13 protein-coding genes and 2 tRNA genes are annotated in these 13,670 nt (G+C 36.3%); 11 read left to right on the top strand and 4 right to left on the bottom strand.

The window, feature by feature from the left end:
- The first annotated feature begins 2 nt into the window (after positions 1-2).
- On the top strand, positions 3-1,100 hold the full coding sequence (wecB, locus tag prwr041_RS00890) for a non-hydrolyzing UDP-N-acetylglucosamine 2-epimerase (protein WP_207154467.1): 1,098 nt from the start codon (positions 3-5) through the stop codon (positions 1,098-1,100).
- Between the two features lie 497 nt (positions 1,101-1,597).
- Complete coding sequence (locus tag prwr041_RS00885; RefSeq protein WP_207154466.1) at positions 1,598-2,929, top strand: MATE family efflux transporter; 1,332 nt, start codon at positions 1,598-1,600, stop codon at positions 2,927-2,929.
- Here the strand turns inward: prwr041_RS00885 and prwr041_RS00880 are convergent.
- The 3 genes from prwr041_RS00880 to prwr041_RS00870 all read right to left on the bottom strand — a co-directional run bounded on the left by prwr041_RS00880 (position 2,926) and on the right by prwr041_RS00870 (position 3,719).
- Complete coding sequence (locus tag prwr041_RS00880; RefSeq protein WP_207154465.1) at positions 2,926-3,492, bottom strand: helix-turn-helix domain-containing protein; 567 nt, start codon at positions 3,490-3,492, stop codon at positions 2,926-2,928. The two genes, prwr041_RS00885 and prwr041_RS00880, sit on opposite strands and share 4 nt — an antisense overlap.
- Before the next feature lie 65 nt (positions 3,493-3,557).
- Positions 3,558-3,639, bottom strand: a tRNA-Tyr gene (locus tag prwr041_RS00875).
- Positions 3,640-3,641: 2 nt separating this feature from the next.
- A tRNA-Val gene (locus prwr041_RS00870) sits at positions 3,642-3,719 on the bottom strand.
- 211 nt (positions 3,720-3,930) lie between these two features.
- On the opposite strand from prwr041_RS00870, the gene prwr041_RS00865 reads away from it, so the two are divergent.
- Positions 3,931-4,143 (top strand): heavy-metal-associated domain-containing protein, encoded by a 213-nt coding sequence (locus tag prwr041_RS00865; protein WP_207154464.1) that lies wholly within the window; start codon positions 3,931-3,933, stop codon positions 4,141-4,143.
- Between the two features lie 14 nt (positions 4,144-4,157).
- On the top strand, positions 4,158-6,077 hold the full coding sequence (locus tag prwr041_RS00860; RefSeq protein ID WP_207154463.1) for a heavy metal translocating P-type ATPase: 1,920 nt from the start codon (positions 4,158-4,160) through the stop codon (positions 6,075-6,077).
- Here prwr041_RS00860 and prwr041_RS00855 read toward each other — a convergent pair.
- The gene (locus prwr041_RS00855; RefSeq protein WP_207154462.1) at positions 6,074-6,862 is read right to left on the bottom strand and encodes a hypothetical protein; all 789 of its coding nucleotides are present in this window, start codon (positions 6,860-6,862) and stop codon (positions 6,074-6,076) included. The two genes, prwr041_RS00860 and prwr041_RS00855, sit on opposite strands and share 4 nt — an antisense overlap.
- Positions 6,863-7,020: 158 nt before the next feature.
- Between prwr041_RS00855 and prwr041_RS00850 the strand changes: the two genes are divergently transcribed.
- The 7 genes from prwr041_RS00850 (at position 7,021) to prwr041_RS00820 (ending at position 13,625) form a co-directional block, all read left to right on the top strand.
- Positions 7,021-7,623: a Tat pathway signal sequence gene (locus tag prwr041_RS00850; protein WP_207154461.1), complete on the top strand. Its 603-nt coding sequence runs from the start codon at positions 7,021-7,023 to the stop codon at positions 7,621-7,623.
- A gap of 1 nt (position 7,624) precedes the next feature.
- Positions 7,625-8,527 carry a tetratricopeptide repeat protein gene (locus tag prwr041_RS00845; protein ID WP_207154460.1) on the top strand — a complete coding sequence of 301 codons (903 nt, stop codon included), beginning with the start codon at positions 7,625-7,627 and terminating at the stop codon, positions 8,525-8,527.
- A gap of 268 nt (positions 8,528-8,795) precedes the next feature.
- Positions 8,796-9,626: a prephenate dehydratase gene (locus prwr041_RS00840; RefSeq protein ID WP_207154459.1), complete on the top strand. Its 831-nt coding sequence runs from the start codon at positions 8,796-8,798 to the stop codon at positions 9,624-9,626.
- Positions 9,613-10,779, top strand: coding sequence for a pyridoxal phosphate-dependent aminotransferase (locus prwr041_RS00835; protein WP_207154458.1), 1,167 nt, complete (start codon positions 9,613-9,615; stop codon positions 10,777-10,779). The genes prwr041_RS00840 and prwr041_RS00835 overlap by 14 nt, the downstream gene beginning before the upstream one ends.
- A gap of 39 nt (positions 10,780-10,818) precedes the next feature.
- Complete coding sequence (locus prwr041_RS00830; protein WP_207154457.1) at positions 10,819-11,886, top strand: bifunctional 3-deoxy-7-phosphoheptulonate synthase/chorismate mutase type II; 1,068 nt, start codon at positions 10,819-10,821, stop codon at positions 11,884-11,886.
- Between the two features lies 1 nt (position 11,887).
- Positions 11,888-12,673, top strand: coding sequence for a prephenate dehydrogenase (locus prwr041_RS00825; RefSeq protein WP_207154456.1), 786 nt, complete (start codon positions 11,888-11,890; stop codon positions 12,671-12,673).
- A 10-nt stretch (positions 12,674-12,683) separates the two neighbouring features.
- Entirely contained in the window at positions 12,684-13,625 is a 942-nt protein-coding gene (locus prwr041_RS00820) for an endonuclease/exonuclease/phosphatase family protein (RefSeq protein ID WP_207154455.1), read from the top strand.
- Positions 13,626-13,670: the final 45 nt, after the last annotated feature.

Here is a 13,670-nt window from a genome sequence, read left to right as displayed (position 1 = left end):
ATATGAATGTATGTATTGTAGTTGGCGCACGACCTAATTTCATAAAGGTGGCACCTATAATAAGAGCTATCGCGAAAGCTCATGAAGAAGGACGCGATATCAGTTATAAATTGGTTTTTACAGGTAAGGAAGATGATAAAACTATTGAGGATTCACTCTTTGATGATCTTCAGATAAACCGTCCTGATTCTTATCTTGGCGTTGATTGTGAAAACCTCAATGAACTTACAGGGTTGGTTATGTCTAAATTTGAATTATATCTTCAACAGAATCCAACTGATACAGTTATAGTCGTTGATGACTTGGCAAGTACTATGGCAGCCGCAATTGTGACTAAAAAGCAGGGAATTAGACTTGCCCATATAGCTGCCGGTACAAGAAGTTTTGATATTTCCATGCCGAAAGAAATAAACAGACTTGTAATTGACGGCTTAAGCGATATACTTTTTACTGCAGGAATAAGCAACAACAATATTGCCAACAAGGAAGGGGCTGAATTGAGTAAGGTCTATATGGTTGGTAATATCTTGATTGATAATCTTAGATACAATCACAGTAGATTGAAACGTCCTGAAGTTCTAGACAAACTGGGACTCGAAGAAAAGAAATATATATTGTTCACGCTTAACCGTAAGGCTTTGATAGGAGATGAGGCTCATCTTGAAAAGTTGATTAAGGCAATGATACGTGGAATGAAAGATTCAACAATGCCAATAATAGCTTCGTTGCGTGGAAAAGCAGCAAAGGTTGTTGCCAATATAGTTGCATCAAGTAGTTTCCCTTCTATAATGAAGATAATTGAGCCACAGAGTTATCTTGACTTTGGATATATAACTGCAAATGCTTGTGGTATTATCACAGACAGTGGAAATGTAGCCGAAGAAGCAACATTTAATCAGGTTCCATGCATTACATTAAATAGCTATACTGAACATATTGAAACAGTAAAAGTTGGCACAAATGTGCTTGTAGGCGAAGATCCAGACTGTCTTTGTTCTGCTTTGGAAGAAATGGTTGACGGAAATTGGAAAAAATCTGGCATTCCTGATAGATGGGATGGAAGAAGCGCAGAGAGAATATTACAAATACTCTGTTGTTAGTTCTATTGTTTTCGTACACAATTTTTTGTGGTATTTTTGTTTAAAATTGTGTACGGGAACATAGTTAAAAAATGTATTTTTACTTGCTTTTTGTTATTTCTTTTTCTTTCTTTGTAAAAAGATAATTCTTTGTTAAGACAAAATGTAAAAATAGTAAATTGAATTCGCATTAAGCATTACTCAAGTGTAAATAAATGCTCTAACTTTAAGATTGAGTGTACTGACACTTTTTAGTTAATATAATAATAAAAAAATCTCTATTTAACGTAATAATTTATTTTCGCATTTATAAGCTTCAAGTTTTTCGATAGTAATTAGCAAATGGAGATTATTCAGGATGTTTTTTTGAAATGTCGAATGACAAAAATGAATGATTATTTCGCGCCATATACATTGTTGTATGTGGCGCTTTTATAAGTGTGGCTTACTACTTATTATTGTTAATGAATACCAATTCTTTGTGTGTTTGGGGAAATAACAATACTTTTGCATCTGCAATGCAAAAAATAGATAATTACACTTTTTTGACGTCTGCACCTGTAGACAAGGTGGTATTGACAATGGCTGTTCCAACTATTATATCAATGCTTATAACGAGTTTGTATAATATAGCTGATACTTTTTTTGTAGGAAAACTAAGTACACAGGCAACAGCTTCAGTAGGAATCGTGTTTTCTGTAATGTTCTTCATTCAGGCTTTTGGATTCTTTTTTGGTCATGGTTCTGGCAATTATATCTCTCGCGAATTAGGTGCAAAACGGCACAAGAATGCTCAAAAAATGGCAAGTACCGCCTTCTTCTTCTCTATGGTGTGCGGTTTGTTGTTTACTATTGTTGGCGAGATTATGCTTAAACCTCTTTCTATTTTCCTTGGTAGTACTCCAACTATATTGCCATACACAGAGGATTATATGGGAATAATATTGCTTGGTGCGCCTTTCCTTACATCTTCATTGACCTTAAATAATCAAATGAGATTTCAAGGTAATGCCAGATTTGCAATGTGGGGCATAGTTACAGGGACATTACTTAATGTAGTCCTTAATCCCTTGTTTATATTTGGATTTAATATGGGGGTTCGTGGTTCGGCTCTTGCAACCGTAATAGGACAAATTGTATCTTTTTGTCTTTTACTGCGAATTTCATACATGAATCAAAACATAGGAATTCATTTTAAAAATTTTTCGCCGTCATGGAATGCAATTCGTGAAATATTTTATGGAGGAAGTCCTTCTCTTTCACGTCAGGGGCTGGAATGCACAGCTACGATAATGCTTAATATCTCAGCAGGAGCCTTTGGCGATGCAGCAATAGCTGCAATGAGTATTGTTACTAGAATAGCTATGTTTATTATGTCTATTGTGATAGGATTGGGACAAGGCTTTCAGCCCTTATGTGGCTTCTGCTATGGCGCAAAGTTGTATTCAAGATTAAAGAAGGGATATTGGTTTACCGTAAAATTAGGTACATTGTTCCTAATTATGTGTGCTGTTGTTGGTTTATCGTTCAGTAATGACATAATCGGATTGTTCAGAAACGACCCTGAAGTTATAAAAATAGGAGGTGCAGCTTTAGCTTGGCAACTTATAGGATATCCATTCAATGAATTTACAATGGTTAGTAACATGTGTACTCAGACATGTCGTAAGCCTTGGCGTGCTAATTTATTGGCATCGGCAAGGCGAGGCTTGTTTTTCATACCATTGATAATCATACTTCCAAAATGCTTTGGCTTGTTTGGTTTAGAGATAACACAGTTGATAAGTGACAGCTTAGCATGTATGTTAACTATTCCAATAATGATATATACTTTCAGAGAGTTACGCTAGATACTATCAAGATTCCTTCTGTTATTTTTGCCTAGAGTCTTGAACTCAGTTGGTGTCATTCCTGTTACGCTTTTGAACTGACTGCTTAGATAAGCTACACTTGAATAATTCATCTTTAATGATATTTGCGTAAGGCTTAGTTCGTCATATCTTATAAGCTCCTTAACTCTTTCAATGCGCTGTTCAATATAGTAACGCTCAATTGTAATTCCTGTCACTTCGCTGAATAGTTTGCTGAGTGCACTATAATCACTATTCAGTTGAGAGGATAGATAGTCGCTAATCGTCTGTGTTGATTTACTGTCATGATAATGGACAAGTTTGATAATGGCAGATTTAACTTTACCAATTGTCTGTTGACGATGATCGTCAAGAAGTTCAAATCCCAATGTATCAAGTTCGTTTCGCAATTTGTTGAGCATTGTTTCGTCAATGACATCATTAAGTTTTACAACACCAAGTTCCAGATCGGTAATATGCAATCCGTTGTCAGTCATAATCTTTCTGACAGCCATTTTGCAGCGGTCGCAAACCATATTCTTTATGTATAAAATTTTTTCCATAAAAATAATTATTTGCAGTAAAACAAAAAAAGAGATTTAGCATTTACTAAATCTCTTCTGTGGAGTGGGTGGTGATGGATTCGAACCACCGTAGGCATAGCCAGCAGATTTACAGTCTGCCCCATTTGGCCACTCTGGTAACCACCCTTTGGTGGGCGTTGACGGATTCGAACCGCCGACCCTCTGCTTGTAAGGCAGATGCTCTAAACCAGCTGAGCTAAACGCCCTTATCTCTGTAAGGCGCGGCAAAGGTAAGGACTTTATTTCGGATATGCAAATTTTGCTCATATATTTTTACTTATTTTAAGTAATATACCGTAGGTGTGGCTGTTTTAGGCTTGTAAATGGAAGAAAATTATAAGAAACTTCCATAATATTATAACACACTTGAATGATAAATCATTAATTTTGCAACAGTAATAATTAAAAATAAATGTTATGGCAAAGAAAATTTTTAGTGTAGATGGCATGAAGTGTGTACATTGCAAAGCAAATGTTGAAAACGCTATTAAGTCAATTAATGGAGTAAATGAAGCTGTAGCTGACATTGAAGCCAAAAATGTTACAGTTGACTTTGATGATGCTCTTGTATGTGATAATGACATTAAGAGCGCTGTTGAAAATTCTGGTCGTTATGAATTAAAGGTATAAACGTATTATCATTTATGAAAAAAGTTATTCCTATTGTTGGCATGGCATGCTCTGCATGTTCTGCCAACGTTGAACGCAAATTGAATTCCTTAAAAGGTATCAATGAAGCATCGGTCTCGTTACCAGGGCGTTCTGCGCTTATAGATTTCAACCCTGAAGTTATTTCTCTTGAAAAGATGAAGCATGAGATAAACGATATTGGGTATGATATGGTTATAGAGGCTGATCGTAGTTTGGAGGAAATTGAAAAACGTAGTTTTGTTATTTTGAAACAAAAAACAATCTTGGCGTGGATATTCTCTATAATCGTTATGTCCATATCTATGATGTGGGTAGATTTGGGAAGTAGAGATAATGCAAATCAGGTGGCCATGATAATATCTTTGTTCGCAATGATATATTGTGGTAGACAATTTTTTATATCCGCATGGAAAAATCTAAAACATGGTAGTGCCAATATGGATACTCTTGTGGCATTGTCTACATCGATAAGTTTTGTGTTCAGTGTATTCAATACATTCTGGGGAAATGATTATTGGGCAAAAGAGGGCATCGAGGCTCATACATATTATGATGCTTGTGTTATGATAATTACCTTTGTCTTAACGGGTAGACTTTTAGAGGAAAAGGCAAAAGATGGAACTGCGTCTTCCATACGACAATTAATGGGTATGCAACCTAAAACCGCAAGAATAGTCGCGGGGGATCATATTGAAGATGTTCCGATTTCAACTATAGAGAAGGGGGATATACTAGAAGTCAGATCTGGTGATAAAATACCTGTTGACGGTGTAGTAATAATGGCTGAAAGTTTTATGAACAGTAATGCTGCTTATGTTGATGAAAGTATGATAACAGGTGAACCAACTCCGTCAGAAAAGATAAAAGGTAGTAATGTAATAGCTGGAACAATACCAAGCCAAGGCAAGATAAGAATGAAGGCTATGCAGATAGGTGAGGATACAGCAATTGCGCATATAATAAGAATGGTCGAGTTGGCGCAAGGAAGTAAAGCTCCTGTTCAACGAATTGTGGACAAAGCTGCATTAGTTTTTGTGCCGATTATCGTTGTTTTGTCTTTGGTAACTTTTTTTTCATGGTGGTTTATCGGAGGGAATAATTTTCTACCCCAAGCTATAATATCTGCTATTTCGGTGTTAGTTATTGCCTGTCCGTGTGCAATGGGATTGGCTACGCCTACAGCACTAATGGTTGGTATAGGTAAAGCTGCGCGTGAGCAAGTTTTGATAAAAGATGCTACCGCTTTGGAAAAAATGAGAAAAGTTGATGCTGTTGTTATAGATAAAACGGGAACTCTTACTATTCCAAATAAAAATATTGATTTTACCAATGTAGATGGGTTGTCGCTTGAGGATAGAGAAAAACTTAAGCCAAACGCAAAGGAAGCTATGACAGAATTGCAAAATATGGGCATAGAAATTTATATGATGAGTGGCGACAAGGAAGAGGCTGCAAGATATTGGGCTGAAAAAGCTGGTATAACTAATTATAAAAGTAAGGTACTTCCGCAAGATAAGGAAAATATTGTAATGGAATTACAAAAACAAGGGAAGACCGTTGCTATGATCGGCGATGGAATAAACGATACTCAGGCTCTTGCTTTGGCAGATGTCAGCATTGCAATTGGAAAAGGTACAGATGTTGCAATGGATGTAGCACAAGTGACTCTTCTTGGTGACGATCTCAGAAATATACCAAAAGCTATTAGATTAAGTGGTAAGACCGTTAAAATGATATGGGAAAATTTATTTTGGGCTTTTATATATAATATAATATGTATTCCATTAGCCGCAGGAGTGATGTATGTCTTTGGTATTAACTTTCAGATAACCCCTATGTGGTCTAGTGCACTGATGGCTTTTTCTAGTGTTAGTGTGGTACTTAACAGCCTTCGCCTAAAATATACGGCTTAGCGCTGTTGAGGAACAGGGTAGTTGTATTGGTCGAAGTAGTTAAATCCCTTATTATTGTACCATGCACTTTCTACATTTAACTGTATTGAGAAAGATGGACTAAAGTTATATTTGACAGCAGCACCAATGACGTCAGCACCAGGCATTCCCATTGAAGACCCCATTGTGCCGTAACCCATTCCATACATATATGGTCCATACATGTATCTATTATATGTATTATAATAATTGCTGTAATTATTGGCGACACTTTTCTGTCCGTATACCCATGCTTCCCAATGGTCATTGAACTTGTATCCTAAAGCTGCATAAAGTGCACCGTCCTTGTATGAATCACCGCCCCAGTTGGTGTTCTGTATGTATCCACCAGCGGCAAGCCATAACTTATTGTCTTTAGTTAGGGGAGCTAAATATGTGGCATTGAGGCGTTGGGTAAAACCTCCATGGTGTGGAAGGTTGTGACCTATAGTGGCAAAAGCAGATAAGTCTACAGAAACGTTAAGTCCACGATGTAGTCCCCAACCATAATCATTTAGGTAAGGTGATAACATTGTAGGGGCAACCACGTCATTGGATTTATTGTCTTTGTTTTCAACAAACTCTATTTTATGAGCTTCTCCTGAATATACAATTTTAGCAGTATCGTTATAAATTGTGTCACCAGGCAATAGCCATCCTTCACGGGGCGAATCAAAACTATGAAGCGGTCCCTCGTGGATAACATTCTGAGCATTTGCTGTAATCCAGCATAATACTGATAATATAGATATAAAGATTCTGTTCATTGGGCACAAAGATACTAAATGATTAAGTATTAATGAAGTATGATTAATTTTTTTTATTATAACAATATTAAAATAATGCCGTATGCTTAAATTAACTGAAAATATTTTGTATTTATGTTGGTTTACTTTACTTTTGTAACATTATAAATAATAAACTTATGAAAAAGAATCTGATATATCTTATGTTTTTAGCATTCGGAATGACTGTTCTTCCTGTTAATGCCCAGACAAACAACAATGCCCAGAAAGAGACTTTGGTTAAAAAGGTTTCAACGTTTTGGAAGAAAACAAAGAAACAGGTTTCTACAACGGGAAAAAATATCGGTGATGCTATTGGTGTTGACGAACTGGCAAAAAAGAATAACGAAGATTTAAAAGAGATTGACGGTGTGAAATTTATGCCAATCTATACTACTGATCTTTTTGCAAACAACAATCTCTCAGATGATGAAGAACAGATAAAAATCAGTAAGGAAGAGTTTGTACGTAAATATCCTGACGCTAAGATATTGCATTGTGTAGTTCCTCAAAAGGAATGGATAATGACAGCCATCAAGGAAGGAAGTAAGATAACAGGTTATCGTAGATATGCGTATTGTTATCTATTGGCTAAAGATGGAACTGATGGATACATAAATGTACGTTTCCTTTTTATGGAGTATCGTGATGCCGGAGAAAATTACATTAAGAGTGCTAGCTGGCCTAAATGGGATCGTACAGACATAATACCTAATAATGTATATTCTAAACTTGCAGAATAATATGAATCTATTAAAAAAACTTTTTGGTGGAAATACCGAAATATCAGAAAGGGACAAATTGCGCGAAAAAGTGCGCAACTTTGACCTATTAAAATACGAAGGAGTAAGAGCCTTAAAAAAAGGACAGTCTGCATATGCTTTGGAATGCTTTGAGAAAGCGTTGGAGATTAATCCTGAACTAGAATTAAGGGATTATTACTCACAGGCATTAATAATGAATAATAAGTTGAGACCAGCGTTGGAGCAGTTGGATGAAATGTCAAAGGCGCAACCTGACAACATACTTATATACATGCGAATGGCAAACGTAGCATATATGTTGGAAGATTATGATGCAATGACCCATGCATGTATTGAAGCTTTACGTATAGATGATAATAATTCTGAGGCAAACTATATTTATGCGCGTGCATGTATTGGTAAGAATGAACTTATTAATGCAATCGCATTGCTTACAAAAGCTATAACTGCTAATGAAAAATATGATAGCGCATATCTGTTAAGAAGTGAGACTCTGCTAAAAATGGGTGACTTAAACAGTGCTGAAAATGATGCAAAGTGGTTAGCTGAAAATGCAGAAAGCAATGAGGATATACTTCTTTTGAGGGCAAGAATTGCAAAAGCTAAGGGAGAAAGTGATATAGCTTTGGATTTTTATGCTAAGGTTATAGAACAAAATCCATTTTGTATTGATGCTTTTAAAGAACGAGGTGCATTAAAGTTGTCATTGGGCGATAAAGAAGGAGCCGAAGAAGATATGAGACAGGTTCTTGAATTGAATCCAAAGGAACAAAATGGTATAAATGGAGAGTTTGCAGCTGAAGGAACAGAAAATATACAGCAGAAGGTTGAACAAGCATATCGCAGTGTAGATCCTTATGGAATAGGTGGTATAGGGTTGTAAAATGTAAAAAATGAAAGCAAAACGGTAATTTTTGTTGTAATTCTTTTGGAGGAGTCAAATAAAAGTTATACTTTTGCAACCAATAATGACAAAAATAAAAAAGTTATGAATAATTCATACGCATCTTTTTATTACTTTTATTTTTACTTTGCAAGGATTTGTGAAGCGGGAAGTTGCGTGTAAATTTCGACTTATAGGAAAATGAAATTAAAATAAATACGAAACGGTCCCGCTCTTAAGAGTGAGACCGTTTTTTGTTAAAGAATATATGAAAAGAATTGCAATACAAGGTGAAATAGGTTCGTTCCATGATATAGCTGCGCATCAATACTTTAATGATGAGCAGATTGAACTTATATGCTGCTCTACATTTGAACAGGTGTTTGAAAATATCAAGAATGACCCTACAGTGATAGGAATCATAGCAATAGAGAATACAATAGCTGGTTCTTTGTTGCATAATTATGACTTGCTTAGAGAGAGTGGTGTGACGGTTGTTGGTGAACATAAACTGCATATTGAACATTCTATATGTTGTCTCCCTGATGATAACTGGGACACTGTAACCGAAGTCCATTCTCATCCAGTTGCTTTGGCACAGTGTCGCAACTTCTTAGAAAATCATCCAGAGATTAAAGCTGTTGAGGCTGAAGATACAGCAGGTAGTGCCGAATATATTTCAAGTCATAATATTCACGGATGGGCAGCTATATGTTCGTCTCATGCAGCAAATATATATGGAATGAAATTATTGCAGGAGGATATACATGATAATAAGCATAACTATACACGCTTTTTAGTTGTAAGTAATCCTCACAAGGCAGCCTTATTAAGAGAAGTTGAAAAAAGTAACAAGTCGAGTCTTGTATTTAGTTTGTCGCATGAGGAGGGGAGTCTTAGTAAAGTACTTACAATACTAAGTTTCTATGATATCAATTTGACGAAAATTCAGTCCTTGCCAATTATTGGACATGAATGGGAATACTTGTTTTATGTAGACGTGTCGTTTGACAATCTTACTAGGTATCGTCAGAGTATTGATGCAATAACACCACTGGTAAAGAATATAAAAATACTTGGAGAATATGAAACCTGCTAATAGAATTAATGAAATACAGGAATACTACTTTAGTAGAAAACTGAAAGAAGTTGCACAACTTAATGCCCAAGGACTGGATATTATTAGTTTAGCTATAGGTAGTCCTGATATGCCACCGTCGCAGCAAACAATAGAAAAGCTCTGTGAAGTGGCAAAACAAAGTGATGCACATGGTTATCAACCTACAATGGGAACGCCTGAATTACGAGAGTCCATGGCTAATTTCTATAAGAAATGGTATGGAGTTGATATTAATCCAGCTACAGAAATACAACCTCTCATTGGTAGTAAGGAAGGTATTTTACATACAACTTTGGCTTTTGTAAATCCAGGAGAAGAAGTTCTTGTACCTAATCCTGGTTATCCAACATATACAAGTTTGAGTAAGATCCTCGGCGCTAAGGTCGTAAACTATAATTTACGAGAAGATAATGGATGGCAACCAGATTTCGATGAACTTGAAAAAATGGATCTCACAAATGTAAGATTGATGTGGGTTAACTATCCAAATATGCCAACCGGTGGAAATGCATGTATAGAAACATATAAGCGTCTGGTGGATTTTGCTAAAAAACATGAAATCATTGTGGTAAATGATAATCCATATTCATTTATACTGAATGAAGGCGAGAAACTTTCAATATTACAGATTCCTGGAGCAAAGGACTGTTGTATAGAATTCAATTCAATGAGCAAGGCGTTCAATATGCCTGGATGGCGTGTTGGACTATGTGCGTCAAATTCCACATTTATAAGTTGGATATTGAAGATTAAAAGCAATATTGATAGTGGAACATTTCGTGGTATTCAGCTTGCGGCAGCTGAGGCTTATAATACAAACAGTGAGGAGTGGCATCAAGAATATAATGTCAATGTATATCGTCGCAGAAGAGATATTGCAGAAGATATCATGAAGACTTTAGGATGTGAATTTGATAAACAACAAATAGGAATGTTCCTTTGGGGCAAGATTCCTGAAAAATATTCAAATGTTGAAGAACTCACAGAACGGGTATTGCATGAGGCTAGGGTGTTTATAACACCGGGTTTGATTTTCGGATCAAATGGCAAGCGCTATGTAAGAATAAGCCTTTGTGCAAAAGATGAAAAACTTAAGACTGCACTTGATAGAATCAAAGCTATTGAATGGTAATCTTGCAAATTATGAATAGATAATAAAATATATACAATTATGGAACTCGAATTACAACCCCTTAATTTACCGAGTGATAATGAACGTCCTTCATGTATCATTGCTGGACCTTGTTCGGCAGAAACAGAAGAGCAAGTACTTACAACAGCTAAAGAACTAGCAGCCAAGGGCTGTCATATATTTCGCGCAGGTATTTGGAAACCACGTACAAAACCCGGAGGCTTTGAAGGTAAAGGAGAAGAAGCTTTGCCTTGGATGAAAGAAGTAAAAGAACAAACAGGCATGCTGACTGCAACTGAAGTTGCAACTCCTGAGCATGTGGAGCAGGCTTTGAAATATGGTATAGACGTGTTGTGGGTAGGAGCACGTACAAGTGCAAATCCTTTTGCTATGCAGGCTTTGGCTGACAGTTTGAAAGGTGCTGATGTGACTGTGTTAGTTAAAAATCCAGTAAATCCAGATCTAGAATTATGGATTGGTGCTCTTCAACGTCTCAACCAATCTGGGATAAAGCGTCTTGGAGCTATACATCGTGGTTTCTCGAGCTATGATAAGAAAATTTATCGTAATCTCCCAATGTGGCAGATTCCAATAGAGTTGCACAGACGTATTCCAGAACTTCCAATAATCTGTGATCCAAGTCATATTGGTGGAAGGCGAGATCTTATCGCACCTCTGTGTCAACAGGCAATGGATTTAGGTTTTGATGGTCTTATTGTTGAGAGCCACTGTAATCCAGATGAGGCATGGAGCGATGCTAAACAGCAGGTTACTCCTGATATATTGGATTATATCCTCAGTTTGCTTGTTGTGCGTGATGAGCATACTACAACAGAAGGACTACGCCAACTTCGTTCACAAATTGATGAAATTGATAATCAATTGATGGATCTTCTTGCAAAAAGAATGCGAGTTTGTCGTGAAATTGGTACGTACAAGAAAGAACATAATATGACAGTGCTTCAGGCTACACGTTATAATGAAATACTAGAAAAACGCGGTGCACAGGCTAGTTTGTGTGGAATGAATCCTGAATTTGCAGCTCAGGTATTTGAGCATATTCACGAAGAGAGTGTGCGTCAGCAGTTGGACATAGTAAATCAGTAAGATGAAAATATTGATAATGGGAGCAGGTAAGATGGGAAGTTTTTTCATCGACCTGCTCAGTTTTGAACATGAGGTGGCTGTATATGAAAAAGATGCCAAGAGAATGCGCTTTACATATAACTGCCAACGTTTTACAACATTGGACGAAGTCAAGAACTTTGCGCCAGAATTGGTTATAAATGCAGTTACGGTTAAATATACACTATCTGCATTTAAGGAAATTTTGCCGTATTTGCCAACGGAATGTATCGTTAGTGATATCGCAAGTGTAAAGACAGGTTTAAAGGATTTTTATGAGCAGAGTGGACATCCTTATGTTAGTACTCACCCTATGTTTGGTCCAACATTTGCAAATCTCAACCAACTTAGTGAGGAAAATGCAATCATAATTAGTGAGGGTGATTACATGGGACGTATATTCTTTAAGGATTTATATCAGAAACTTGGACTTAATATATATGAATACACCTTCCTTGAACATGATGAGACGGTAGCTTACTCATTGAGTATTCCGTTTGTGTCTACATTTGTTTTTGCAGCTGTAATGAAACATCAAGATGCTCCTGGAACCACTTTTAAGCGTCACATGCGTATTGCTAAAGGTGTTTTGAATGAAGATGATTATCTGCTTCAGGAAATATTGTTCAATCCTTACACAAGCGGTCAGGTGTCTAAAATACGCGAAGAGTTGAAGGAATTGATGGATATTATTGATAAAAAAGATGCTAAAGCGATGAAGGCATATCTTACCAAGATTAGACAGCATGTGAAAGAGGATCTGGTATGATTATTCAATTATGAAAATATTTTATTTATTGCTCAGTATCTTTACTTTCGTCGAATTGAACTGTGAGAATCTTTTTGATACTCAACATGATTCACTGAAGAATGATACTGAGTTTCTTCCTGATAGCTATCATTATTGGAATAATGGTAGATATTGGAAGAAGATTAATCATATTGGTCAGGAAATAATAGCATGTGGTGAGGATTCTGGGCGTTGGGTACTCCCTGATATGGTTGCATTGTGTGAGGTAGAGAATGACAGTGTTATGCGTGACTTGACAAAACGTTCATTACTCCGCCAGGCTAGATACGAATATCTTGTTACAAATTCTCCGGATAAAAGAGGCATAGATGTAGCTTTGTTATATTCTCCATTTGAGTTTCAATTGATAGATTGGCATCCAATAAGGGTTACTCCGATAAAAGATATGAGACCTACTCGTGATATCCTTTATGCGTCAGGGAAAATTATCAGTGGCGATACTGTTCATGTATTTGTTGTTCATGCTCCAAGTCGAACTGGTGGTGAATTGGCTTCACGACCAAATAGAATGGCTGTTGCTAAGAAGCTTACTTCAGCTATTGATTCAATAAAAATAATATCCCCATTGGCTAAGATTATTGTTGCTGGAGATTTTAATGACTATGCTAGTGATAAAAGTTTACAATATATAAGTAAATTCGGAATGACTGATGTTTCGGCTAATGCTTGTGGTAGTAATGGGGCTAAAGGAACATATAAGTATAAAGGAGAATGGGGGAGTCTTGACCATGTTTTTTGCAGTAACACACTAAAATCATTGGTCATAAGTTGTAGTATTGCTGATTATAAGTTTCTTCTTATTGAGGATGAAATTTATGGTGGTGTGCAGCCTTTCAGAAATTTTAGAGGGGCAAAATATTTAAATGGCTATAGTGATCATTTACCTTTGATTATGAAATTCAAACAGTAAACAGCTATGTTATGTAATAATGCTATATAAATATTTATGGAGATT

Source organism: Prevotella herbatica (assembly GCF_017347605.1).
Classification (GTDB): Bacteria; Bacteroidota; Bacteroidia; order Bacteroidales; family Bacteroidaceae; genus Prevotella; species Prevotella herbatica.
The sequence above is the reverse complement of the archived record's forward strand: the minus strand, read 5'-3'. Positions and strand labels throughout refer to the sequence as shown.

What these genes read in the sequence shown, in the direction of transcription:
- wecB (WP_207154467.1), top strand. Translation starts at nt 3, where the DNA reads ATGAATGTATGTATTGTAGTTGGCGCACGACCTAATTTCATAAAGGTG.
- prwr041_RS00885 (WP_207154466.1), top strand. Translation starts at nt 1,598, where the DNA reads ATGCAAAAAATAGATAATTACACTTTTTTGACGTCTGCACCTGTAGAC.
- prwr041_RS00880 (WP_207154465.1), bottom strand. Translation starts at nt 3,492, where the DNA reads ATGGAAAAAATTTTATACATAAAGAATATGGTTTGCGACCGCTGCAAA.
- prwr041_RS00865 (WP_207154464.1), top strand. Translation starts at nt 3,931, where the DNA reads ATGGCAAAGAAAATTTTTAGTGTAGATGGCATGAAGTGTGTACATTGC.
- prwr041_RS00860 (WP_207154463.1), top strand. Translation starts at nt 4,158, where the DNA reads ATGAAAAAAGTTATTCCTATTGTTGGCATGGCATGCTCTGCATGTTCT.
- prwr041_RS00855 (WP_207154462.1), bottom strand. Translation starts at nt 6,862, where the DNA reads ATGAACAGAATCTTTATATCTATATTATCAGTATTATGCTGGATTACA.
- prwr041_RS00850 (WP_207154461.1), top strand. Translation starts at nt 7,021, where the DNA reads ATGAAAAAGAATCTGATATATCTTATGTTTTTAGCATTCGGAATGACT.
- prwr041_RS00845 (WP_207154460.1), top strand. Translation starts at nt 7,625, where the DNA reads ATGAATCTATTAAAAAAACTTTTTGGTGGAAATACCGAAATATCAGAA.
- prwr041_RS00840 (WP_207154459.1), top strand. Translation starts at nt 8,796, where the DNA reads ATGAAAAGAATTGCAATACAAGGTGAAATAGGTTCGTTCCATGATATA.
- prwr041_RS00835 (WP_207154458.1), top strand. Translation starts at nt 9,613, where the DNA reads ATGAAACCTGCTAATAGAATTAATGAAATACAGGAATACTACTTTAGT.
- prwr041_RS00830 (WP_207154457.1), top strand. Translation starts at nt 10,819, where the DNA reads ATGGAACTCGAATTACAACCCCTTAATTTACCGAGTGATAATGAACGT.
- prwr041_RS00825 (WP_207154456.1), top strand. Translation starts at nt 11,888, where the DNA reads ATGAAAATATTGATAATGGGAGCAGGTAAGATGGGAAGTTTTTTCATC.
- prwr041_RS00820 (WP_207154455.1), top strand. Translation starts at nt 12,684, where the DNA reads ATGAAAATATTTTATTTATTGCTCAGTATCTTTACTTTCGTCGAATTG.